This is a genomic window from Bacillus sp. CH140a_4T, from assembly GCF_008923725.1.
GTDB lineage: Bacteria > Bacillota > Bacilli > Bacillales > Bacillaceae_G > Bacillus_A.
The window spans coordinates 313,158-336,018 of the sequence record NZ_WBPF01000013.1; the positions used below are offsets into that span (position 1 = coordinate 313,158).

At 34.7% G+C, this 22,861-nt stretch carries 25 protein-coding genes; 8 read left to right on the top strand and 17 right to left on the bottom strand.

Going from position 1 to position 22,861, the window contains the following annotated elements:
* Positions 1–18 precede the first annotated feature (18 nt).
* Positions 19–1,293, bottom strand: coding sequence for a sporulation sensor histidine kinase KinB (gene kinB / locus F8162_RS10210; protein ID WP_151632844.1), 1,275 nt, complete (start codon positions 1,291–1,293; stop codon positions 19–21).
* A gap of 309 nt (positions 1,294–1,602) precedes the next feature.
* Here kinB and F8162_RS10215 point away from each other — a divergent pair, with 309 nt between their 5' ends.
* Positions 1,603–1,803, top strand: coding sequence for a hypothetical protein (locus F8162_RS10215; RefSeq protein ID WP_000929281.1), 201 nt, complete (start codon positions 1,603–1,605; stop codon positions 1,801–1,803).
* 122 nt (positions 1,804–1,925) lie between these two features.
* The gene (locus F8162_RS10220) at positions 1,926–3,089 is read left to right on the top strand and encodes an aminotransferase A (RefSeq protein WP_151632847.1); all 1,164 of its coding nucleotides are present in this window, start codon (positions 1,926–1,928) and stop codon (positions 3,087–3,089) included.
* A gap of 15 nt (positions 3,090–3,104) precedes the next feature.
* Here the strand turns inward: F8162_RS10220 and malR are convergent, their stop codons facing one another.
* The 4 genes from malR to F8162_RS10240 all read right to left on the bottom strand — a co-directional run bounded on the left by malR (position 3,105) and on the right by F8162_RS10240 (position 7,878).
* Positions 3,105–4,127 carry a maltose operon transcriptional repressor MalR gene (gene malR / locus F8162_RS10225; protein ID WP_151632849.1) on the bottom strand — a complete coding sequence of 341 codons (1,023 nt, stop codon included), beginning with the start codon at positions 4,125–4,127 and terminating at the stop codon, positions 3,105–3,107.
* A gap of 282 nt (positions 4,128–4,409) precedes the next feature.
* Positions 4,410–5,252 carry a maltosaccharide ABC transporter permease MalD gene (malD, locus tag F8162_RS10230; RefSeq protein WP_001022594.1) on the bottom strand — a complete coding sequence of 281 codons (843 nt, stop codon included), beginning with the start codon at positions 5,250–5,252 and terminating at the stop codon, positions 4,410–4,412.
* Positions 5,253–6,554 (bottom strand): maltosaccharide ABC transporter permease MalC, encoded by a 1,302-nt coding sequence (gene malC / locus F8162_RS10235; protein WP_071713149.1) that lies wholly within the window; start codon positions 6,552–6,554, stop codon positions 5,253–5,255.
* A 64-nt stretch (positions 6,555–6,618) separates the two neighbouring features.
* The gene (locus tag F8162_RS10240; protein ID WP_151632851.1) at positions 6,619–7,878 is read right to left on the bottom strand and encodes an extracellular solute-binding protein; all 1,260 of its coding nucleotides are present in this window, start codon (positions 7,876–7,878) and stop codon (positions 6,619–6,621) included.
* Between the two features lie 324 nt (positions 7,879–8,202).
* Here F8162_RS10240 and F8162_RS10245 point away from each other — a divergent pair, with 324 nt between their 5' ends.
* Positions 8,203–9,963: an alpha-glycosidase gene (locus tag F8162_RS10245; protein ID WP_151632853.1), complete on the top strand. Its 1,761-nt coding sequence runs from the start codon at positions 8,203–8,205 to the stop codon at positions 9,961–9,963.
* Positions 9,964–10,002: 39 nt separating this feature from the next.
* Here the strand turns inward: F8162_RS10245 and malL are convergent, their stop codons facing one another.
* Positions 10,003–11,679 carry an oligo-1,6-glucosidase gene (gene malL, locus F8162_RS10250; RefSeq protein WP_151632855.1) on the bottom strand — a complete coding sequence of 559 codons (1,677 nt, stop codon included), beginning with the start codon at positions 11,677–11,679 and terminating at the stop codon, positions 10,003–10,005.
* A gap of 260 nt (positions 11,680–11,939) precedes the next feature.
* Here malL and F8162_RS10255 point away from each other — a divergent pair, with 260 nt between their 5' ends.
* Positions 11,940–13,040: an ABC transporter ATP-binding protein gene (locus F8162_RS10255; protein WP_151632857.1), complete on the top strand. Its 1,101-nt coding sequence runs from the start codon at positions 11,940–11,942 to the stop codon at positions 13,038–13,040.
* Between the two features lie 65 nt (positions 13,041–13,105).
* Here the strand turns inward: F8162_RS10255 and F8162_RS10260 are convergent, their stop codons facing one another.
* The 3 genes from F8162_RS10260 to F8162_RS10270 all read right to left on the bottom strand — a co-directional run bounded on the left by F8162_RS10260 (position 13,106) and on the right by F8162_RS10270 (position 14,396).
* Positions 13,106–13,615, bottom strand: coding sequence for an SDR family NAD(P)-dependent oxidoreductase (locus F8162_RS10260; protein ID WP_000218416.1), 510 nt, complete (start codon positions 13,613–13,615; stop codon positions 13,106–13,108).
* A 64-nt stretch (positions 13,616–13,679) separates the two neighbouring features.
* The gene (locus F8162_RS10265; protein WP_000145657.1) at positions 13,680–13,778 is read right to left on the bottom strand and encodes a hypothetical protein; all 99 of its coding nucleotides are present in this window, start codon (positions 13,776–13,778) and stop codon (positions 13,680–13,682) included.
* Between the two features lie 162 nt (positions 13,779–13,940).
* Positions 13,941–14,396, bottom strand: coding sequence for an RDD family protein (locus tag F8162_RS10270; protein WP_151632859.1), 456 nt, complete (start codon positions 14,394–14,396; stop codon positions 13,941–13,943).
* Positions 14,397–14,528: 132 nt separating this feature from the next.
* On the opposite strand from F8162_RS10270, the gene F8162_RS10275 reads away from it, so the two are divergent.
* On the top strand, positions 14,529–14,960 hold the full coding sequence (locus tag F8162_RS10275) for a DUF3997 domain-containing protein (RefSeq protein ID WP_151632861.1): 432 nt from the start codon (positions 14,529–14,531) through the stop codon (positions 14,958–14,960).
* Between the two features lie 46 nt (positions 14,961–15,006).
* Here the strand turns inward: F8162_RS10275 and F8162_RS10280 are convergent, their stop codons facing one another.
* Both F8162_RS10280 and F8162_RS10285 read right to left on the bottom strand, forming a co-directional pair.
* Positions 15,007–15,771, bottom strand: a complete 765-nt coding sequence (locus F8162_RS10280) for a hypothetical protein (protein ID WP_151632863.1) — start codon at positions 15,769–15,771, stop codon at positions 15,007–15,009.
* Between the two features lie 36 nt (positions 15,772–15,807).
* Positions 15,808–16,536 (bottom strand): DUF4184 family protein, encoded by a 729-nt coding sequence (locus F8162_RS10285; protein ID WP_151632865.1) that lies wholly within the window; start codon positions 16,534–16,536, stop codon positions 15,808–15,810.
* Between the two features lie 148 nt (positions 16,537–16,684).
* Between F8162_RS10285 and F8162_RS10290 the strand changes: the two genes are divergently transcribed.
* Together F8162_RS10290 and F8162_RS10295 are read left to right on the top strand one after the other, a co-directional pair.
* Complete coding sequence (locus F8162_RS10290; RefSeq protein ID WP_151632867.1) at positions 16,685–16,954, top strand: hypothetical protein; 270 nt, start codon at positions 16,685–16,687, stop codon at positions 16,952–16,954.
* 10 nt (positions 16,955–16,964) lie between these two features.
* The gene (locus tag F8162_RS10295; protein ID WP_000567982.1) at positions 16,965–17,690 is read left to right on the top strand and encodes an AAA family ATPase; all 726 of its coding nucleotides are present in this window, start codon (positions 16,965–16,967) and stop codon (positions 17,688–17,690) included.
* 29 nt (positions 17,691–17,719) lie between these two features.
* Here the strand turns inward: F8162_RS10295 and F8162_RS10300 are convergent, their stop codons facing one another.
* The 3 genes from F8162_RS10300 to F8162_RS10310 all read right to left on the bottom strand — a co-directional run bounded on the left by F8162_RS10300 (position 17,720) and on the right by F8162_RS10310 (position 19,887).
* Positions 17,720–18,895: an acetyl-CoA C-acetyltransferase gene (locus F8162_RS10300; RefSeq protein ID WP_097843846.1), complete on the bottom strand. Its 1,176-nt coding sequence runs from the start codon at positions 18,893–18,895 to the stop codon at positions 17,720–17,722.
* Positions 18,896–19,034: 139 nt separating this feature from the next.
* Positions 19,035–19,484 carry an NUDIX hydrolase gene (locus F8162_RS10305; protein ID WP_151632869.1) on the bottom strand — a complete coding sequence of 150 codons (450 nt, stop codon included), beginning with the start codon at positions 19,482–19,484 and terminating at the stop codon, positions 19,035–19,037.
* Positions 19,485–19,593: 109 nt separating this feature from the next.
* On the bottom strand, positions 19,594–19,887 hold the full coding sequence (locus F8162_RS10310; RefSeq protein WP_151632871.1) for a DUF3928 family protein: 294 nt from the start codon (positions 19,885–19,887) through the stop codon (positions 19,594–19,596).
* A gap of 177 nt (positions 19,888–20,064) precedes the next feature.
* Between F8162_RS10310 and F8162_RS10315 the strand changes: the two genes are divergently transcribed.
* Positions 20,065–20,682, top strand: a complete 618-nt coding sequence (locus F8162_RS10315) for an ImmA/IrrE family metallo-endopeptidase (RefSeq protein ID WP_151632873.1) — start codon at positions 20,065–20,067, stop codon at positions 20,680–20,682.
* Positions 20,683–20,841: 159 nt separating this feature from the next.
* On the opposite strand, the gene F8162_RS10325 is transcribed toward F8162_RS10315, so the two are convergent.
* The 3 genes from F8162_RS10325 to F8162_RS10335 are packed head-to-tail and all read right to left on the bottom strand — an operon-like array spanning position 20,842 to position 22,719.
* Positions 20,842–21,606, bottom strand: a complete 765-nt coding sequence (locus tag F8162_RS10325) for a DUF1129 domain-containing protein (protein ID WP_151632875.1) — start codon at positions 21,604–21,606, stop codon at positions 20,842–20,844.
* Positions 21,607–21,619: 13 nt separating this feature from the next.
* Positions 21,620–22,387 (bottom strand): DUF1129 domain-containing protein, encoded by a 768-nt coding sequence (locus F8162_RS10330; RefSeq protein ID WP_151632877.1) that lies wholly within the window; start codon positions 22,385–22,387, stop codon positions 21,620–21,622.
* Positions 22,387–22,719: a PadR family transcriptional regulator gene (locus F8162_RS10335; protein WP_000107987.1), complete on the bottom strand. Its 333-nt coding sequence runs from the start codon at positions 22,717–22,719 to the stop codon at positions 22,387–22,389. The genes F8162_RS10330 and F8162_RS10335 overlap by 1 nt, the downstream gene beginning before the upstream one ends.
* Positions 22,720–22,861: the final 142 nt, after the last annotated feature.

Here is a 22,861-nt window from a genome sequence, read left to right on the forward strand (position 1 = left end):
ACCTTCCATCGGTAACTTTTATTCCTTATTTCTTACAGCTGGCAATATAATAATCGCTTCAGTCCCTTTCCCACTTTCACTTTTATATTCCAGTGTACCATTATGCGCTTGTAAAATACTAAATGTTACCATAAGCCCTAATCCTGTCCCTTTTTCTTTTAAAGAATAATACGGTTGTCCTAGCCTTGCTAACTGTTCTTTCGTCATTCCAACACCACTATCTTTAACTCTTATTACAATCGTTTCATCTTTTTGCATAGCCGTTACTTTTAAATATCCTTTATTCCCTTGAATTGCTTCAATACCATTTTTAACAACATTCATAATCGCTTGCTTCAATTTCGTCTTATCACCGATCGTATAAAGACTTTCAGAAATCTCAACTTGCAAATATACACCTTGCATCGCTGCAAATGATGACATAAGAGTTGTCATTTCTATTAATTGAGCCGATAGGCAAATATGTTCTTTCTTCTCAATTTGTGGCCTTGCTAAATTCAAATAATCTGAAATAATTTGTTCTGCCCGGTCCAATTCGGCTAATACGAGACGCATATAATCCTTATTCTTCACATCTTCCGTACTTTCTAGCAATTGAATAAAGCCACGAACAACAGTGAGCGGATTTCGAACCTCATGTGCAACACTTGCTGCTAACTCACTTACAATATTAAGCTTTTCGGACTTTTGCATCTCTGTACGCAGTATTGCATTTTCATTTAAATATTCTGTTAAGTACACCTGAAATACCATTGTCATAACCATAATAAGCGAAGCAAATATATATCCGCTATATAGGTGGGAAACATACGGTGTAAACCCCGTTTCTAACAGAACGTTAATCATCCCGATCACTAAAGTAACAAGTACGTACAATGATGAAATCATAAATGCCAAAATTAGCTTCTTATCCCTTGAAAATAGAGACCATTTCTTTGATAAAAATAATGGAACTATTAATAGAAATATTACTTCTATGACTGGAAAGAGGTTTATTCCCTTTAGCGCCCATTCATATGCAACAAAAATAACGGCCGGGATTAAACCAACAATTCCACCATATAGGAAACCACTAACAATCGGGATTGGGTGAAAATTATACCCACAAACGTCACCAAAACAAATAGAGTATGTCATGGAGAGAATGAGTGTAATGCTAGATAAGAACATAATAAAGTAGCGGTTCGGCTTCGGAGGCATTTCTTGATAACGATTTAAACGAATCGCTTCATATAAAAATAGTGGCAAAATTATGATGGCAATTTGGATCATTAAATCACGGATAAGCTCCATAGCCTCTCATCCCCTATATGTATTTTGATATGATTATATCATTTTACAGACGTATTTGTTGCAAGATTTTGATTTTTCTTAACATATTTATTAATTCTTTGTTAACAACTCATAATAATTGTTACAGATTTTCGAAATGAATGTAAACCCTGTACCAAATTTCTGCCGGGCAGTATACAATGAATACGGATTACAAAGAAAATAAAAAATACTTCATGAGACGGACAACTATAGCAAAATACAGCATATAATCCATACTATCTATGTTTACAAATAAGTGATCATCATTTTAGTAGGAGGAAGATAAATATGGCGGGTACTACACTTGTTTTAAAAGAAGAAAATTTGGTCGTTCTAGAGAATGTTGAAAAATCAGTATATGAAGAGTTGCAGCATAAAACAGGAGATGAAAATTGCACATGTGCTGTGAATGAATCAGTTGTTCACCTTGGCAAAGTATCCTCTGTACTTTGGAATGAAGATGAAATAGATTGGGAATACGGATATTAAAAGTCGCATACAGCGGCTTTTTTTCTATTATCTCTCCCTTTCTACATAACATATACGCAAGCGAAATCATAGAAAATATGTTAAAATGAACTTAATTTTCAAACGGAAGAAAGGGAGATACAATGGAACAATTCATTAATCCTAGAGTAAAGGACATCCAAATTTCTGGAATCCGTCAATTCTCTAACATGATTCAAAACTATGATAATCTTATCTCTTTAACAATTGGACAACCTGATTTTCCTACACCTTCTCTCGTAAAAGAAGCGGCAAAACGGGCTATTACAGAAAATTATACAAGCTATACACATAACGCTGGTTTACTAGAATTACGCAAGGCAGCTTGTAACTTTGTAAAAGATAACTACGATTTACATTATTCACCTGAAAACGAAACCATCGTTACAATCGGTGCCAGTGAAGCAATTGATGTTGCATTCCGAACGATTTTAGAGCCAGGAACAGAAGTCATTTTACCTGCCCCTATTTATCCAGGATACGAGCCGATTATTCGATTATGCGGCGCAACACCTATTTTTATTGATGTTCGTGAAACTGGCTTCCGTTTAACAGCCGAAGCACTAGAAAATGCCATTACTGAAAAAACAAGATGCGTCGTACTGCCGTATCCTTCTAATCCAACTGGTGTAACTTTATCAAAAGAAGAACTACAGAATATTGTAGATGTTTTAAAAGATAAAAACATTTTCGTCCTTTCTGATGAAATTTATAGCGAACTTGTCTATGAGCAAACGCATACATCGATCGCTCATTTCCCAGAAATGCGTGAAAAGACAATCGTCATTAACGGTTTATCAAAATCTCATTCTATGACTGGCTGGCGTATCGGTCTATTGTTCGCACCGAGCTATTTAGCAGGACATATATTAAAAGTTCATCAATATAACGTAACTTGCGCTACTTCAATCGCTCAATACGCTGCAATTGAAGCATTAACAGCTGCTAAAGATGCACCAAAAATGATGCGTCATCAATACAAAAAACGCCGTGATTACGTATATAATAGGCTCATTCAAATGGGCTTAACAGTTGAGAAGCCCACAGGTGCATTTTACTTATTCCCATATGTTGGCCATTTAACATCGTCATCATTTGATTTTGCACTTAATCTTGTGAAAGAAGCTGGACTTGCCGTCGTTCCTGGAACAGCATTTTCTGAATATGGTGAAGGCTACCTTCGCTTATCCTATGCATATAGCATCGAAACTTTAAAAGAAGGCTGTGACCGTTTAGAAGCCTTTCTACAACAAAAAGCTAAGAGTTAAACTCTTAGCTTTTTGTTATGCATAATGGTCGCAAGTTTGACGCTTTAGTAATTTATGAGGAATAATGATACACTTTGCAGTAGATTCCGCATTCTCTACTTTATCAACTAAAGCTTTTGCAGCTTCATATCCTAGCTGATATATATTCACATCAACTGTTGAAAGTGGCGGACTCGCAATTTCTGATAATAAAGCATTATTAAAGCTTACAATAGAAACATCCTTCGGTACAACAAATCCTTTTTTAGAAAGAGCACTTAACACACCAAGTCCAATTAAATCATCCGTTGCCACAATTGCTGTCGGTGGTTGCTGTAGTCCCATTAACTCCTCAACGGCTTGTTGACCACTTTCCCTCGAAAAATCAAAATGTAAAATATACTCTTTCGGTAATACAATGTCTGCTAATTTTAAAGCATCACTCATACCAGCCAAACGATCTCTCGTTACAAGTAAATCTGATCCACCGCCGATAAACGCGATTTGTTTATGACCTAATGAAATTAAATATTCTGCTACTTCTCTTGCAGCTGTATAATTGTCATTATCTACATATGTAATTTCATCTTTTCGATCATATGGTTTCCCAATTAAAACAAACGGGAAATTTTGTTTATGCAAATATTGAATAATCCGATCATTCTCTCTTGAATATAAAAGAATAATGCCACCAATTTGGCGCCCCTGTACCATCTTTACAACACCATTAAAAATTTCATCTTCCGTCTCACCTGTCGACATATAAAGTGCATACCCTTCCACATGTGCAAATGAACTAATCCCTCTTATAACTTCTGGGAAAAACGGATTTTGAAAAGCTTTACTTGCAGAACTTGGCATAACAAGACCAAGTGTTTTGGTTGTTTGGTTAGCTAGGTTTCTTGCGTTTAAATTGGGATGATACCCTAGTTCACTCATTACTTTCCGAACACGGCGCTTTGTTTTTTCACTTATACTTGGATTATCAGCAATTACACGAGAAACGGTAGATGGTGCTACATTCGCCTTCTTCGCCACATCTTTAATTGTAACTGTCATAAAAATCCCCCTCCTCTCACTTCTCTGCCATTTTATATATATTTTTATCTTGCACCCGTTGCAAGTAATAGGAGAAGTTATAAACTTTCATTGATTCTGTCTTGTAAAACCTATCATATTCTCCCTCTCCATGTATTGTAAGGGATATAGCTCTTTTTTCCTATACTATAATATACTATTTATTTCACTTCTTTTCATATGTGATGTCAAATCTCTTTTCATCTCCCTATAAAGCTTTTTATAGGGAGATGAAAAGAAAAATGGGACGTAATGTCCCATTTTTCATCCTTTCGTACCTCCCGCAGTTAAACCAGAGATAAAGTATTTTTGTAGTGATAGGAATAAAATTGAAATTGGGATTGCAATCAATACTGAACCCGCTGCAAACGTTGTGAATTCATTACCAAATTTCTTCGCTACCATTTCATATAACCCAACTGCTAAAGTATAATTTTCTGGTGTGCGCAAAATAACACTCGCTAAAATGAAATCTGTAAATGGACCAATGAAAGTGAATAACGCCACAACCGCTACGATTGGCTTTGCAAGTGGCATAATGATTTGCCAAAAAATACGGAAATGTCCTGCCCCATCCATACGAGCTGACTCATCCAATTCTTTCGGAATCGTATCAAAATATCCTTTCATAAGCCATGTATTCATTGGAATTGCCCCGCCTACATAAATTAAAATTAATGCAAGGTGCGTATCGATTAACCCTGTTAACTGTGCTAATACGTATAGAGCGATTAGTGCTGCAAAGTTCGGAATCATTTGCAGAATTAAAAATGTTAATAAACCATTTTTTCTTCCAACAAAACGGTATCTTGAAAATGCATAAGCAGTAAAACTAATTGCTAACACTGAGAAAATCATCGTTATAACACTTACTTTTAACGTGTTTTTATACCATAGTAAATAATTACTATTCTCTAAATCTAATAACTTACGATAATGATCTAACGTTGCATTTTGTGGAATAATACTGGATCCAGATAAACTATCACCCGGATTAAACGATGAGCCAATAATCCATAATAATGGATAGAAAATGATGGCACACATTACGAAAATAACGAAATAACTTAATGAGAGACGTAACATCTTTTGTCTTTTAATATTCATTTACATCATATCCTCTTCTTGGAATGATTTTGTTCTCTTAAATTGCCATAACGCAACTGTAATAACGATTAACGATAATATCATTGTAAGAGCTGCTGCTTTCCCGTACTGCGCTGAAGTCATCGTTAACTTATAAATCCATGAAATTAAAATATCTGTTCCACCTGCGTCTTGTCCAGCTACAGCAGGACCTCCGCCGTTAAATAGATAGATGATACTAAAGTTATTAAAGTTAAACGTATATTGCGTAATTAATATTGGTGCTGTTGCATATAGAACAAGTGGCAATGTAATTTTACGAAACTGTTGCCAAGCTGTAGCTCCATCTACTGTAGCAGCTTCATATAACTCCCCTGGAATCGATTGCAGTATACCTGTTGTCATTGCAAAGACGAATGGGAATCCAAGCCACGTTTGAATCATAATTAAAGCGATTTTTGCCCAAAACGGATCTGTCATCCAAGCAATCTTTTCGATTCCGAATAAAGCCAACACTTGATTGTTAATTGCTCCAAATGTTTCATTAAACATACCTGAGAAAACAAGAATAGATACGAATGCTGGGACCGCCCACGGTAAAATGAAGATTGTTCGAATAATTGCCTTCCCTTTAATACCAGGCTGATTTACGATAATCGCTAAGAAAATACCAAGCGCAACTTGTAATGTCGTTGCAACGAATGTCCAAATGACAGTCCAAGAGAATACGCTTAAAAATGTTTCTCTCCACATCGGTAATGTAAAGATATCAATAAAGTTTTTGAAGCCCACCCAATCTACTAATTTAGCTGGAGGAGAGTGGTATAAATCATAATTCGTAAATCCAATTAAAATTACGAAGATGATTGGAAATACAACTACAAAGATAAGTAATAGAAAACCTGGTGAAACCATTAAATATGGAAAACCTTGATCTAGTAAATTACGGTATTGCTCTTTTACAGAGTTTAATGGGGTTCCTATATCACGTTTCTTCCCGTTTTGGTATGCATCATATAAATTAAATGCATATATTCCGAGTCCAAACACGATGACAATGAGTGCCAAGATTCCTTCTACTAATAGAAAGACAGAATGGTCACGTGGAACTTCTGTACCAAGCGTTACAATTCCCCATAATCCCATATTTAATAAATCAGCAAATGCTACAATAAATGAACCTGTTAATACTAGAAAAATAAGACCTTTTACAAATTGTTTATTATACATTTGGCCCATGCCTGGAATGATTGATAACATGGTTGCCATTTTCCTATGTTTTGAACCGTTTAAGCCGTTTGCTGGTTCCATAGATGTTTGCATGTTCCTTCCCCCTTTTTTCTGGGAGAGAATTCATGCCACTCATATGAGAGGCACGAATTTCACCTTATTTTTTCTTACTATGATTTGCCTCAATATTACCTTTAATTTGCTTCACTGCATTATCAAGTGCTGCCTTTGGTGCCTCTTTTTCCGTAACAACTAATTGAAGTGCATCTCCAGCTGGTTTCCATACTTCTTGCATTTCTGGAATGTTCGGCATTGGAATCCCATTTTCAGATTGTGTTGCAACTGCTTTTGCAGCTTCATTAGCTTTAATGATTGGATCTTCCATCACTGCTTTTACTGGAGGAATTTCTTTTGTTTTCTCAAATCGGATTTTTGCGTTCTCTTCATTTGTTACCCATTCAGTGAACTTTGTAGCTAAATCATTTTGTTTAGAGAAACTTGTTACATGCCATCCTTTAACCCCAACAAATGTTTTCATCGGTTGACCGTTTGGTAATTTTGGCATTGGAGCAACGCCATAATCAATTCCGTTCTTTTCCATTGCTTGGAACGCCCATGGACCATTCATGATAGATGCTGCTTTTCCTTCGTTAAATAGTCCATCAGCAGCAGGTCCACCAGATTCACCGATAATACCTTTCGGGAATAACTTTTCTTTGTACCATTTTTGAAGATATTCCGCACCTTGTACTGCTCCGCTATTATTTAATCCAACATCACTTGCATTTGGCTTTCCGTCTTTTTCACCAAACACATAACCACCCATACCTGCCATGAATGCATTAGCAAAGTAGAAGTTATCTCCTAATGTTAAAAATCCGTACTTGCCATCCTTCGTAAATTCTTTTGAGAAGTTAAACAGCTCGTCCATCGTTTCTGGTGCTTTTGGCATTAATTTTTTATTGTAAATAAAGATCGGTGTCTCAATTGCTTTTGGTAAACCATATAATTTTCCGTTATATGTCTGTGCCGCTATTGATGAGTCAGTAAATTTACTCTTTACAGCATCATCAGCTTTCACTTCAGAAAGTAAACCTTCTGTTACTGCGTTTCCGATTTGATCATGTGGCAATGTTACAACGTCTGGTCCAGTCCCCGCTGGTCCATCAAGGCGTAACTTCTTCACTTGATCTGTCATTTGCATTTCAACAACTTTTACTTTTACTTTATATTTTTCCTCAAAGCTTTTCACTGCTGGTTCTAAACCAACACCTTTTTTATCATCTTCCCAAACGAGAAGATCGTAATCTTTCTTTGCTTTACTTTCTTCTTTTTTCCCTGAATCTTTCGGTCCACATGCAGATAACATACCAATTGATAATGCTGAAACCGTTAATAATGATAATGCTTTCTTCATCCCAAAAACCTCCCTAAGTTGTATATGTACCTTACTATTTGAAAACGTTTGCATTAAATGGTTTAATAGAAGCGCAAACAATATCTCAATCTATGAAAACGTTTGCGCTATTTGTCTATCATTATACATTCTTTTATTCATTTTGCAAATATTAATTTTAAAATATTATTACTACACTCCTTATACATTGACTTTATATGAAATGAATACTACTCTTATAAGCAATATTAAAGATATGAAAAAAGCAATCGTTTGCAACATATACTTTATTATTATACTTAAGGGAACAATATGTATGGAGATATTAAAGGGGGGATTGTCTATATGCTTAAAGAAGCCATTTACCATAGGCCAAAAGATAATTATGCATACGCTTACGATGAAAAAACGATTCACATCCGAATACGTACGAAAAGAGACGATGTTCAAAGCGCCACTCTTATTTATGGTGATCCTTATGATTGGACAGACGGGAAATGGATTACATCAAGTACACCGATGATAAAAACTGGTTCTACTGCATTGTTTGATTTTTGGTCCATTTCCATTGAACCAAAATTTAAGCGCTTACGTTACGGATTTGAATTAAAAAATGATACAGAAACGCTTATTTATGCAGAGCGAGGATTTTTTTCCAGCATCCCAAATGATGACGTTGGTAACTTTTTCTGTTTCCCATTTATTCATGCACATGATGTATTCAAGGCACCTTCCTGGATTAAAGATACTGTCTGGTATCAAATTTTCCCGGAACGGTTCGCTAATGGAGATCGTGCACTAAATCCAGAAAACACCCTTCCTTGGGGCAGCGCTGAGCCAACTCCGACTAATTTTTTCGGGGGGGATTTTGCTGGTATTATTCAAAACCTCGATTACCTTGTGAAGCTTGGAATTTCGGGAATATATTTCACCCCTATTTTCAAAGCACATTCCAATCATAAATATGACACAATTGACTACATGGAAATCGATCCGCAATTTGGCACAAAAGAAACGTTCAAAGAACTCGTTCAGGCATGTCATACACACGGTATAAAAGTAATGCTCGATGCCGTATTTAATCATAGCGGATACTTTTTCGATAAATTTCAAGATGTACTAGAAAATGGTGAGCAGTCAGCATATAAAGAATGGTTCCATATTCATGAGTTCCCAATTCAAACTGAGCCATTTCCAAATTATGATACTTTCGCGTTTACGCCGTATATGCCTAAATTAAATACAGCACATCCTGATGTAAAAGAGTATTTACTTGAAGTAGGGCGTTATTGGGTAAGAGAATTCAACATAGACGGTTGGCGCCTTGATGTAGCAAATGAAGTCGATCATAGCTTTTGGAGAGAATTCCGAAGCGAGATAAAAGCATTAAATCCTGAAGTATATATTTTAGGAGAAATTTGGCACGATGCACTACCATGGTTACAAGGAGATCAATTTGATGCTGTAATGAGCTATCCTGTTACAAACGCTCTACTGTCTTACTTTGCTAACGATTCCATTAAGGCAAATGAATTTATGAAACAAATTACAGAATCTCTACATTCCTACTCTATGAATGTAAATGAAGCAGCATTTCATTTATTAGACAGCCATGATACACCAAGAATATTGACAACATGCAACGGGGATAAAAATAAATTAAAGTTACTTTATGTATTCCACCTTTCTTTCATCGGCTCCCCTTGTATTTATTACGGAGACGAAATTGGTATGGACGGTGGTATGGACCCAGCTTGCCGCAAATGTATGATTTGGGATACGAAAGAACAAGATCATACATTATTTACACATGTACAAACATTAATTTCATTACGAAAGCAGTATAAAGCATTTGGAGGACATGGTACTTTCCAATTCATTGAAGCAAATGATGAACATAATTATATTTCTTATACGAAAACGTATGAAGATGAAACGATCTTTTTCGTTTTAAATCCGACTAATAGTGACATTACAGCTTCACTCCCTCCCCATGTTACTGGAAAGAAAATCATTAATATTTATACAAACGAAGAATTTTCAGCGGAAGCAAGTGTATTACAAGTTACACTTCCTCCATATGGATTCTCCATATTAAAATGGTAATCAAAAAATCCTTATACCGAAGTGGTATAAGGATTTTTCTTATTTCAATTTTAATACCATCGCTTCATACGGACGCAATGTAATGTTATCTACCGATTCACTCTCTACGTCGTAATTGTGTATTAATAACTCTGATTCACTATAACTAATATCCTCAGGCATTTCAAATACACGATCATCCGCCGTAAAGTTTGCAATAATAAGAAGTTTTTCTTCTCCATATGTTCTTACGTATGCAAAAATAGAAGGATTATTCTCTAATATTAAATCATATGATCCATACACAATGATCTCATTATTTTTACGTAACTCAATTAATTTTTTATAGTAATAAAAAATTGAATCTTTATTTTGGATTGCTTGTTTCACATTAATTTCTTTATAGTTAGGGTTTACCGTAATCCAAGGCTCACCCGTTGTGAATCCAGCATGGTCTTCATCATCCCACTGCATCGGTGTTCTAGCATTATCTCGTCCTTTTATATAGATAGACTGCATCACTTTCTCTATATCTTCACCGCGATCTATAACTTTTTCCTTATACATATTTAATGTTTCAATATCTCGATATTCATCAATTGATTCGAATCGAACATTCGTCATTCCAATTTCTTCTCCTTGATAAATATACGGTGTTCCTTTCATCATATGAAGCACTGTTGCTAACATTTTCGCAGATTCAATGCGGTACGTTTCATCATTACCAAAACGAGATACAACGCGCGGCTGATCATGGTTATTCCAATACAGACTATTCCATCCCGTATGCTCCAATGCTTTTTGCCACTTCGTTAAATTCTCTTTTAAAGTAAGGAGTGAACATGGTTTTACATCCCATTTTCCACCTTCTCCTGAATCTAAATCCATATGTTCAAATTGGAATACCATCTGCAGTTCTTTTCGTTCTTCCCCAGTATACATTTTTGCTTCTTCTGTCGTTACACCAGGCATTTCACCGACCGTCATAATATCATAATGAGACAATACTTCTTCATTCATTTCATGTAAATATTTATGAATGTTTGGACCGTTCATAAAATGTTTATGACCTGAAACATACCCCTCTTCTTCTGTTTCAACAGCTGGTAATCCCTCTTCTTTAGAAATAAAATTAATAACATCCATACGGAAGCCATCAATTCCTTTTTCTAACCAAAACTTCATCATTTCATAAACATCTTGTCTTACCTTTTCATTATCCCAATTTAAATCTGGCTGTTTTTTAGAAAACAGATGTAAATAATATTCATCTGTCATTTCATCATACTGCCATGCTGATCCACTAAAAGCAGCTCCCCAGTTATTCGGCTCTTTGCCTTCTTTTCCAGGACGCCATATATAGTAATCTCTATATTTATTATCTTTTGATTTACGTGATTCAATAAACCAATTATGTTCATCAGAAGTATGGTTAACAACTAAGTCCATCATAAGTTTCATATTACGTTCATGCATTTCATGTAATAGCTCATCCCAATCTTCCATTGTTCCGAACTCATTCATTATTTTACAATAATCACTTATATCATAACCATTATCGTCATTTGGAGATTCATAGACTGGCGATAACCAAATGACATCAATCCCTAATTCTTTTAAGTAATCTAACTTAGAAATAATACCACGAAGATCCCCAATACCATCACCGTTACTATCCATAAAGCTACGAGGATAAATTTGATATACTACACTTTCTTTCCACCACTGTTTTTTCATTATGCTACCCCATTTCATTAATAATTCGATTTTCTTTTTTAAGGCGCAAACGTTTTCATTAATGAATGATAACAGATTCTATCTTAATTTAAAATAGCGCTTACAACTTTTATTCTTATTTTCCCAAGAAAACATACGAAAATTACTAATATTCCTCTCATGTATGAAAACGTTTTATTTTTTTGTTTATTTTTTGAATCTATTAGTTTATAATGAACTCAAAGAAAACGTTTGCATAATTATTTCTAGGAGGAAATACCATGGCAGAACTGAAATTAGAAAACATTTATAAAATATATGATAATAACGTAACAGCTGTAACAGACTTCAATTTACACATTCAAGATAAAGAGTTTATCGTATTTGTCGGTCCTTCTGGATGCGGAAAGTCTACAACATTACGAATGGTTGCTGGACTTGAAGATATTTCAAAAGGAGAGTTTTCAATTGATGGTAAGCTAATGAACGATGTCCCTCCAAAAGATCGCGATATCGCAATGGTCTTCCAAAACTATGCTCTATATCCACATATGAGTGTGTATGATAATATGGCATTTGGATTAAAACTTAGAAAAATACCAAAAGATGAAATCGATCGTCGTGTGAAAGATGCAGCAAAAATTTTAGGACTGGAACAATATTTAGATAGAAAGCCGAAAGCATTATCCGGTGGACAACGTCAACGTGTTGCGTTAGGTAGAGCAATCGTTCGAGACGCGAAAGTGTTCTTAATGGATGAGCCTTTATCTAACTTAGACGCTAAATTACGTGTTGCAATGCGCTCAGAAATTTCTAAATTACACCACCGTCTTGGAACAACAACAATTTACGTAACACATGATCAAACAGAAGCAATGACAATGGCTTCACGTCTCGTTGTTATGAAAGACGGAAAGATTCAACAAATCGGAACTCCAAAAGAAGTATATGAAACACCTGAAAACATTTTCGTTGGTGGATTTATTGGCTCTCCAGCGATGAATTTCTTCCGTGGTAAATTAACTGAAACCGATTTCGTTATAGACAATGCAATAAAAATTAAAGTAACTGAAGGAAAAATGAAGATGTTACGTGAACAAGGCTATGTAAATAAGGAAATTGTTTTAGGCATTCGCCCTGAGGACATGCATGATGAACTATTATTTTTAGAAGCTTCACAATCTACTGCCTTCACAACAAAAATCGAAGTTGCTGAATTACTAGGTGCTGAATCTATTTTATATATGAAACTTGGAGATCAAGATTTTGCAGCACGTGTTGATGCAAGACATACATTTTCACCTGGAGATCAAATTAAACTAGCATTTGATATGAATAAAGCGCATTTCTTTGATAGTCAAACTGAACAACGTATTCGTTAAAAAATAATTTTTCCTATATCACATACAAAAAAACCGTCCACATATTTTGAGGGCGGTTTTCATTATTATACGAGGGCTTCTACTGTATGAAATGATTGTCCTTTCGTGCCAATAATACCGAAAATCGGTAAGTCACTCAGCACCACTTCTTCTTGCTGTTTCATAAAAGATGACGTTAATTGTTTTATCTCTATCCAAACGTCATTAATACAAAGCACATTGGAATCGTTCTCTTGTTGGCGTGAAAAAATAGAATCTATTTTATATAAACCAGCATTTTGAAAAAGCATATCAATGCGACTGAATGCATTCAAAGTAATGCTGATTACGCGTTGCCAATCACCTTGCTTTTCCATATCATAGGATACAAAAAGTGCTTCTCCGCCTAGATTCGTAATTTCCTCCACTGTTGCTTGTCCACTTTCTTGATCAATGTCCGTCACAATTACTTTTGCGCCTTGTTTAGCCAACAAAAGAGCTGTATTACGTCCAATACCGATGCCACCGCCAGTTACGATAGCAACTTTTCCTGCAAGCTTCATTTTCATTACCCCTTCTATAAGTCTTACCGTCATTCAGTATACTCCTTTATGAGATTAGTCTGCAAGCAAGAAAAGTTGCTTATTCATTTGTAAACGGTTACTTTTTCACTCCTTCTTTTTTCTTACTATTACGCTGATCAAAAACTAAACCGATGAAAATTAAAATCCCCCAAAAGATTACACTACCTCCAGTCATTTCAATTTCCCCCTTATTATATAAAGATATTATTTTAATTATTATAACATTTTCTTAATTTTCAATCTATTAAAACCAAAAATGATATTATTATATAAATGTATTTGTATAACAAAAAAAGACCTTCTTATTTTATGTATAAAATAGGAAGGTCTTTTTTCATTATACAAGACTTATTACTTTCGTTTTTGTAATTAAATCCTGAAAACCACAATTATCTTTGCGGAATAACATCATATATACGTTACATAATATCGGAATTCCAAGTAGTAATATGTTCGGTAATAACAATACAAAAAATCGTATCGTTAATGTTTGTAATGTTAACTTTTCACTCTTCAATGAAATTAATTTTATTCTTGTTACCTTTTTACCAAGTGTTACACCGTTCCAAATAAAGGGTACCAAAATAAAATATATCGCCATTAATATAAAAACTACTGCGAGATCATATCTATAATCACCAAAACTAATATTAAAGCGATCAAAAATAGCACTATAATTTCCAGTCATAACAGCTACTACTGCACCATACATAACCGAGATTAAAAACATGTCAATTAGGGAAGCACCTATGCGATTCATTACAAGCGCTGGACGATGCATCTTTAACTTCATTTTTATGTCGACTCCTTCATATCCTTCTTTACCCGTCTCATCGTACCACTTCTAAAAAACATTGTAAACTAGCGTTTCTCTTACTTTTCTTGTACAATGTGTTACAACAGCATTGTAAAGGAGGTTCCCATATTGAAAAAATGGATAATCCTATTCGTCGCATTCCTATTAGCCGGTTGTGCTGGAAATACAAATCATATAACGTATACGATTAACGATGAATACGAACTCATACGTACTTCTGGAAATGCATTTGAGCTTTTTCCTTCGCAAGATGCTGTATATGCCACACAATACATCCCTGCAAAAATTACAGACATTGGTTGGGATGATAAATACATTATCGCAAAACAAACTGAGGAAAAGTCAGATCCGAATAACCCTGACGCAGCAATTGCAAATAAAAAAAGTGAGCATTATTGGATTATTGACGTAAAGCATAATAAACGTTTTGGCCCCTATAATGAAAAGCAATTTAATGAACAAAAAGATGCGTTTAAAATTAAGGTGCCTTTTCAAAGTGTAGATTCATACATAGAAGAACAGAAAAAACAGTCAGCATAGTATTTTAAGTGCTGACTGTTTTTTCTTGCATACATTTAAAAACAACTTACTCAGAAAGTGAGATATTAAAAGTTTGTGGCTCTTTTACAATATCTTGCGTTTCTGTATCTGCTGCGATTACATTATCTGTTGTAAACTTAATATTCTTTACTTTTTCTTTTCCATCATCAAGTATTAAGCCGATAATACCATCTCTTGTTTCACCTGGCTTGTAGTCTTCCCTTGATACATTTTTTGTACCAACAAGCGTATCTTCATCATATAAAAAGTTTTGAGTTGCTACTTTAAAATGTTGCTTATCATTAATCGCAACATCATTCATAGAGAAAAATTGCATATTTTTATTCCCGCTATTTTCCACCTTATATGTAATTTCAACGTAACGAATTGTATCACTAATCTCTGTTCCACTTAGCGATGCATATAACTCCGCATCTTCTTGACTTACTTTATCTCCTAATCTACGCTTTACTTCTTCAGTAGTTAATGCCGTATATACTTTTAATGTATTTTTTGCATCTTTACTCATCTGTGATAAAGAGATTACTTTCACATCTTGTACGTGAATTTTCATTGGTGCTGCTTCAAATGTTTGATTCACAGAATGAATCTGTTCTAATTTAAAAGTACCCCACCCTGTTTCTTTCACTTTTTGTCCTACTTTTTTCAGCTCACGCCCGCCATATTCTTTCGTTTCAGGAATAGATTCTTTCTTCTTTGGTTCAACTTTCTTTTCTTCTTGATGGAAGCAACCACTTAACATAAGAAGAAAACTACATAAAACAAAAATACTTTTCCATGCTTTCATCATTAAATTTCTCCTAACACTATCATTCATTAATATAAATTAGTCCCTTGCTTTGTAAACTATAGAAACAATGAGAAGTCCACAAAACGAACTTGTCAGTCCAGATACTATTATACCCCCTATTTGGAAAATATGAAAATAGGGATCTACGAACGCGTGAACGATAAATATAAGAGCTGCCACAATGATTGCCGAAATCCAATACTTCCTTTTTTCTGAAGCTATCATAATATCTTTTCCTGTTTCATCTTTACACTTCCATAGTACGTATAATAGTAATAAGAAACCAACACATGTACTCCCGTGTTGCATATATTTATACACTGGAATACTATATAATTCTCTTTGTAAAAATGGTATTTTCATAACGAAATAGCCTGTATGATGAGTAAACGCATCCCAAACGACATGCGTTAGCATACCAAATAAAGCAGAGTAGCAAAATACAAAGAAATCCTTCCATGTATGAAGCCCCCACCTCTCATCTACTGCATATGTATAGTAGCCTGCAAATGGTTTAGGTAAATTTGTTATAAACGGATTTTTTAAAATGTAATGATACATATATGCTAACAGAAATACAAGTGGTAAATTTAAATATAAGAACCCCAACCATGTATGCCCAATAACACCATACGGTCTAAAGTGTAAAAAATATTCTAAATCAGGCGCCATACTCCCTAATATAAGAGCCGTTACTGAATTATATTGAGAACGCTTCTTCACAAAAGGGAGAACTGCTGCTGGATGTGCAAATGTAAACGGCATATGTTAACTCCTTTTCATCTTTTCAATAGAATACCATCTATCATAACGAGAGAATTGATCTTGATGCAACATTTATTTTCACATTGGAATATGGTAGTTTACATGTTATAATCCACATGAAATATTCAGAAAATAAGGAGGGGTTCACGTGTCATTAACACTTGCCTTTTTTCACATTCTGCTTATCTTCTTTATACTTACATACATCGGCTTTTTTATGTGGAAGCTCTTAAAAATTATAAAATATATGCCTGCTATCGTTGGTTTCATAAGCGTTCTTTTTATTTTCATATGGAAGAGAATGGCTTTCGGCTGGAAAGGTCTTGACTTTGGCGCACTCCAATATACAATACTATTTGCAAGTTGGCTTACCCTTGTATTTGCTGCTTTTTTAGAATCAAAATCCGTTATGAATTGAGGTTTATATATTGATTGACGTACCCTTTTTAAAAAATGTCACATTAAAAAAAGAAAATATCCCTAGTTTTTCCGCATATCCTTACTGTCTACCCGCTATCCGAACATTACAATCACTAGCTTTTCATCCAAATGTAACATTCATTATTGGAGAAAACGGAACGGGAAAATCAACATTACTCGAAGGAATTGCAATCGCTTTAGGATTTAATGCAGAAGGTGGAACGAAGAATTTCCGCTTTAGCACAAACGATTCACATTCATCTTTACATGAATACCTTCGAATTTCTAAAAGTTTCAATACACCAAACGACGGTTTCTTTCTTCGCGCTGAATCATTTTATAACGTTGCTTCTTATATCGATGAAATAGATGCTATAAAATCTTATGGCGGTGTTTCACTTCACGAACAATCACACGGTGAATCATTCTTTTCCTTATTTATGAATCGTTTTTCAGGACAAGGTTTATACATTTTAGATGAGCCTGAGGCAGCTCTATCACCAATGAGGCAACTTTCCATGCTCATTCGAATGCACGAACTAGCGGAACAAGGTTCACAATTTGTTATCGCGACGCATTCCCCTATTTTAATGGCTTACCCTGAATCCACAATATACTCTTTAACACAAGAAGGGATTCACGAATCTACATTAGAAGAAACCGAGCATTACCAAACAACGAAACTTTTCTTTGAAAATCGTGATCGATTATTTCATCATTTATTTGATTCTTAAAAAAAGAAGCAGCGATTGCTGCTTCTTTTTTATAGTGCTTCTATAAATAATGCTACCCCAATACCGCCACCGACGCATAGAGAGGCAATTCCTTTTTCTAAACCGCGTCTCTTCAATTCGTGAATTAAACTTACCGTAATACGAGCTCCTGTACAACCTATTGGATGTCCAAGTCCTACACCACTACCGTTTACATTCACTTTTTCACGGTCTAAACCTAATTCTTTCTCTACAGCTAGGTATTGAGCCGCGAAAGCTTCATTAATTTCCAGTAAATCAGCATCTTCTAATGACCAATCTACTTTTTCTAACCCTTTACGAATTGCTGGTGCTGGTCCAATACCCATAATTTTCGGATCTACTCCAGCTACTGAATATCCAACAATTCTAGCTAACGGTTGTAAGCCTTTTTCTTTCGCTTTTTCTTCGCTCATTAATACTAGAACCGCACTTCCATCATTAAGGCCAGATGCATTCCCTGCCGTTACAGATCCATCTTTACGGAAAGCTGGTTTTAATCCTGCTAATTTTTCCGCTGTAATATCTGCACGTGGATGTTCATCCTTCGAAAATACTATTTCTTTTCTACGTTCTTTTATCTTAATAGGAACAATTTGCTCGTCAAAATATCCAGACTCGATTGCTTGCAGCGCCAATGTATGACTGCGAAGCGCAACTTCATCTTGTTCCTCTCTTGTAATTTCATATTGGTCAACTAGATTTTCAGCTGTTTCACCCATCATAATATGGTGGATTGGATCCTCTAGTACTTCCCACACCGTATCACGAATTTCTCCGTGCTGTAGACGTTGTCCCCAGCGGTGCTGTTTTAATGCATAAGGGCTTGAACTCATTGCTTCTACTCCACCTGCAATAACAACATCACTTACACCTAATTGAATTTGCATTGCAGCTGACATAATTGCTTGCATACCTGAAGAACATTGGCGTTGGATTGTATAACCCGTAACTGTGTCAGGGAATCCTGCCGCTAATGCAGCTGTTCTTGCCGTATTTGCTTCATCAGTTCTTTGAATACAATGACCTAAAATTACTTCATCTACTTCGTGTGGTTCTACCCCGCCTCGTTTTACAGCTTCCTGAAGTACAGGAACAGCTAATTCTACTGGCGTTACATTTTTTAGCGCTCCCCCAAAAGTTCCAATTGGTGAACGAACTGCAGCTGTAATAACAACATTATGCATTTTTTACTTGCCCCTCTCTTATGTACCCTAGTCAGTTTTTAGGTGAAATTCCATAAGATGTATGTCTACCTCTATCATACTATAAACATACTAAAAAATCAAAATATTTAATATAATAAAAATAGAAGGAATTAACCTTCTATTCTGTTAATGCATATAAAAATTTTTGTAAAATTTTCTCTGTCGTTTCATTCAATTTCGGTAATTTATCTACCGGAAAATATTGAAGCTGTAATCCTTCATGATCGAGTTTTAATTCTCCACTCACATGATGTCCCTGATACAGATGAATAACATTAAAAATTTCATCTCCATTTGGATAACGGAAATATACTTCCTTTCCTGAAAGAACACCAAGAAATTGCATGATTTTTGCACTTAACCCCGTTTCCTCGAACAATTCTCTACGAGCAGTTTCTTCTGTCGTTTCTCCTAGTTCCATCGCACCGCCAGGCACACCCCAATCATATGTATCTGAACGATACTGAAGCAATACTTCTTGATTTTCATTTAATATAATAATTGCTGATCCTACTAAAATAAGTGGTCTCGTACCAACGACTTTGCGTAACTCTTCAATATACCCCAATATGTAAACTCTCCTTTCCTCACCCTCCCTTATCATAACAAAATTTTTCTCCTTTTGTTGATGTAATTTCCAAGAAAAAAAGGAAGCTTTCGCTTCCTTTTTTTCATTTCTATTTCTTAAAACTTTCATATTTTACAGATTCAAAAGCTTCTTCAATTTCATCATTACGATAATGGACGTATGTAAAACGCCCTAATTCTACTAATCTTGCTATTTCTTGTAACGCTTTATGTTGCTCATATGTTTCTTGCAGCTTAATATGTACATAAAATTTCATTAATGGATGTTCGTATAAAGGTTCTCCCACCTCTACATATACATCTTCAACCCCTTGCACAACTCTTACATAACTTGCAAATTGATAAAGAGCTTCTCTGTCTGAAACGATTTTTAATGTATACATATATTCTCCCCCTTTTCTTTACTATATCAAAAAGATGACCACACCATGTTATCGAACTATGAAATTTTTTCGACTTGTCATCTATATATTCATGTAATAAAGAAGGCATTTATCCATACATAGCACCTTTTCCCAACATATATTATAGGAAGAATTTTTTCAGTTGAGGTGTTCCTTATGGATCCATACGTCAATATATGCATTTGCATTACTCCAGGCGCCGATATTTCTAATGACCGTATCGCAAAAGATATAGCAGTTGCAGAGTCAATTTGGCACCCGATTACATTTCAAATTAAAGAAGTAATTATTTTAAATGAACTTTTCCGTTTTTCTGACCGTGAAATTAGTTATAAAAACTCTATTCAAAGTCAGGAAAAATTATCATCCTTTTTCCAAACATGCGTAAATGAAGCTCCTGAATGCGACCTTTATATTTGTTATATTGGCAGTGATTATTTCAAAGAAACAGCCGTAATTGCCTGCGCTTACTCTTTAGCAAAACAACAGCAACTTACTGGTTATATCGTGTTAACAAATTCAGCTGCTCCTATGAAAAATATATATACGCTCGCTCACGAAATCGGTCATATTTTATTTACAAGACGTGTTCACGGAAAACTTACCCACGCAGATCCTCATTCCCCAACCGGCTCAGAGCACCATCCTTCTCCATCAAATCTTATGTATCCTATCGTACCTCGTCCTGAAAACGTCCATATTCATTCCTTATTAACAAACGAACAAAAAGAGCTCTCTTTACAAAGCTCTTTATTACAAAGAAAAAAACAGTAACTGTCATGTTACTGTTTAAAACAACTTATTTAATCAACAAACCAATTCCCGGCTGCAAAGGATACACTATACACCTAATCGTAATCTCTCTTAAAATCAAAATATAGTATTTCTTTGGAAATATTTTTTGGTATATCCAGAGCAGCCACTTTTCTTGAACTACTCGTTTACACTTTTTCTCTCTTCAATTTTTAAAGACCATCTCATTAATCCATATATACTTCCATACATAAGTAATATCTTTGCAATTCCCCAAAACACATTTTTTTCTTCTAATCCTTTAAATATAAACATAATCGCTAAAGGAACAATTAGCACCAAAACACCCATCCAACCAAGGACATACACTTCTCCAACGAAAAGTAATAAAAAGATACTTGCTGCTAATATATATGTTTGCATTGACGACAATTGCAAAATAGGTGTCCCGTACCATTTATCAACAAAAATCAATAATACTAATAATAAAATGGGAACCATTACTATTATGTAAATAATCCCGAACTCTACAAATTTATGTTTAAAAGAAGACATTCTAAACGCAACAATGGTTCCAATAATCGTAATGATTAAGACGATAGGATAGCCAATTAACTGTATATTCGTTAGTGTAAATTGCTGATTTGGATTATTAAATAAAATATGAGTTAATATCCAATACCCGCCAATACCAATTATCATCGCAAGAATACTCTTTATACTCCCACCTTTATCCTTCTCCATCTCTTTCGCTAATTCTTCCGCATATTCTTTTGGTGAATCACCGAATATATCGCTTACCGTCTTTCCCTCTTTCTCGCCTTCTATTAAATGAAGTTCTGCATCCTCTATAAAAGCGTCCGCATCTTCTTCTTTCATTCCTTTTGTTATTAAATACACTTTCGTATCAATTAAAAACTTTTCTCCTTCTTTAGAAATCTGCATGATAACCCCTCCCTTATTTAACCGTTTCTCTTCTATTCGTCTTCAGCATAATTTCAAGGAAAATTAAAATAAACAAACTTCCGTATAAACATATAATTTGAAATAACATTGGTACAAGATCTTCTGATGTAAATGTTTTAAACACTAACATAATAGAAAGCGGAATGATTAAATATAAGTTTTTAAACCATCCTTCAAAATACATATTTATCGCTACTGTGATAATAAAAATAGCTCCAGCTAATATATAACTTTGCGTTTGGGTGAATGTAAACATTTTTGTAGGATATATTACATCTAATATCGTAACAACTCCTATTAAAAACATTGGAGCAATCATAACTAAAAACCACATAGAAAACCACGTTTTTGTAAAGCTTGTTACGAAGGTCATTTTGCGAAGTAGAAAATTTGGACCCATAACAACTAAAATCAATGACAAACTATATCCAACACATTGAATAAGTGACATCTGTAATAATCCGTTATTTACTATTAGGATAGAAGCAATAATCCAAAACGATACGATATTCATTACTGTAAAACCAATTTGCTTCCACGTTTCCTGTCTATCTCTTTCCATTACTTTTACAAGTTCATTTGCATATTCTTTCGGTGAGCTTCCGAAAATATCTTCTACACTTTTCCCATCACTCTCACCCTCGATTAAATGGAGTTCTGCATCTTCTATAAAATTTTCAATATCTCTTTCTTTCACACCCTTTGCCGCTAAAAATAATCTCATTTCTAATAAAAACTTTCGTGCTTCACTTGATAGCATTATTTTTTTCTCCCCTTCCCCTCAAGTAGACGCTCTACACTACTTTGCATCGCTTCCCAGCGATCCATAAATTCATTAAGCGCTTCCTCGCCTTTTTCTGTTAATGTATAATATTTTCGCTTTGGGCCAGATGGAGATTCCTTCATTACACTTGTTATTAATCCTTCCTTTTGCATTCGTATTAATAACGGATAAATACTTCCCTCACTCGCCATTGTAAAGCCATACTTCGCTAGCTTTTCACTCATTTCATAACCGTATATTTCACCTTCAGAAATAATAGCAAGTAAGCATCCTTCTAAAATCCCTTTCAGCATTTGACTTGTCGACATAATTCAAATCCTCCCACTACCTTGTTTTACAAGATAGATAAGCGTAAGTATCTTGCTTTACAAAATAGTATAGCAGAGACTATTTTGTAAAACAAGATAGCTAACAATATTTTTCCAAATCTTTGCAGGATTTTTATTATCC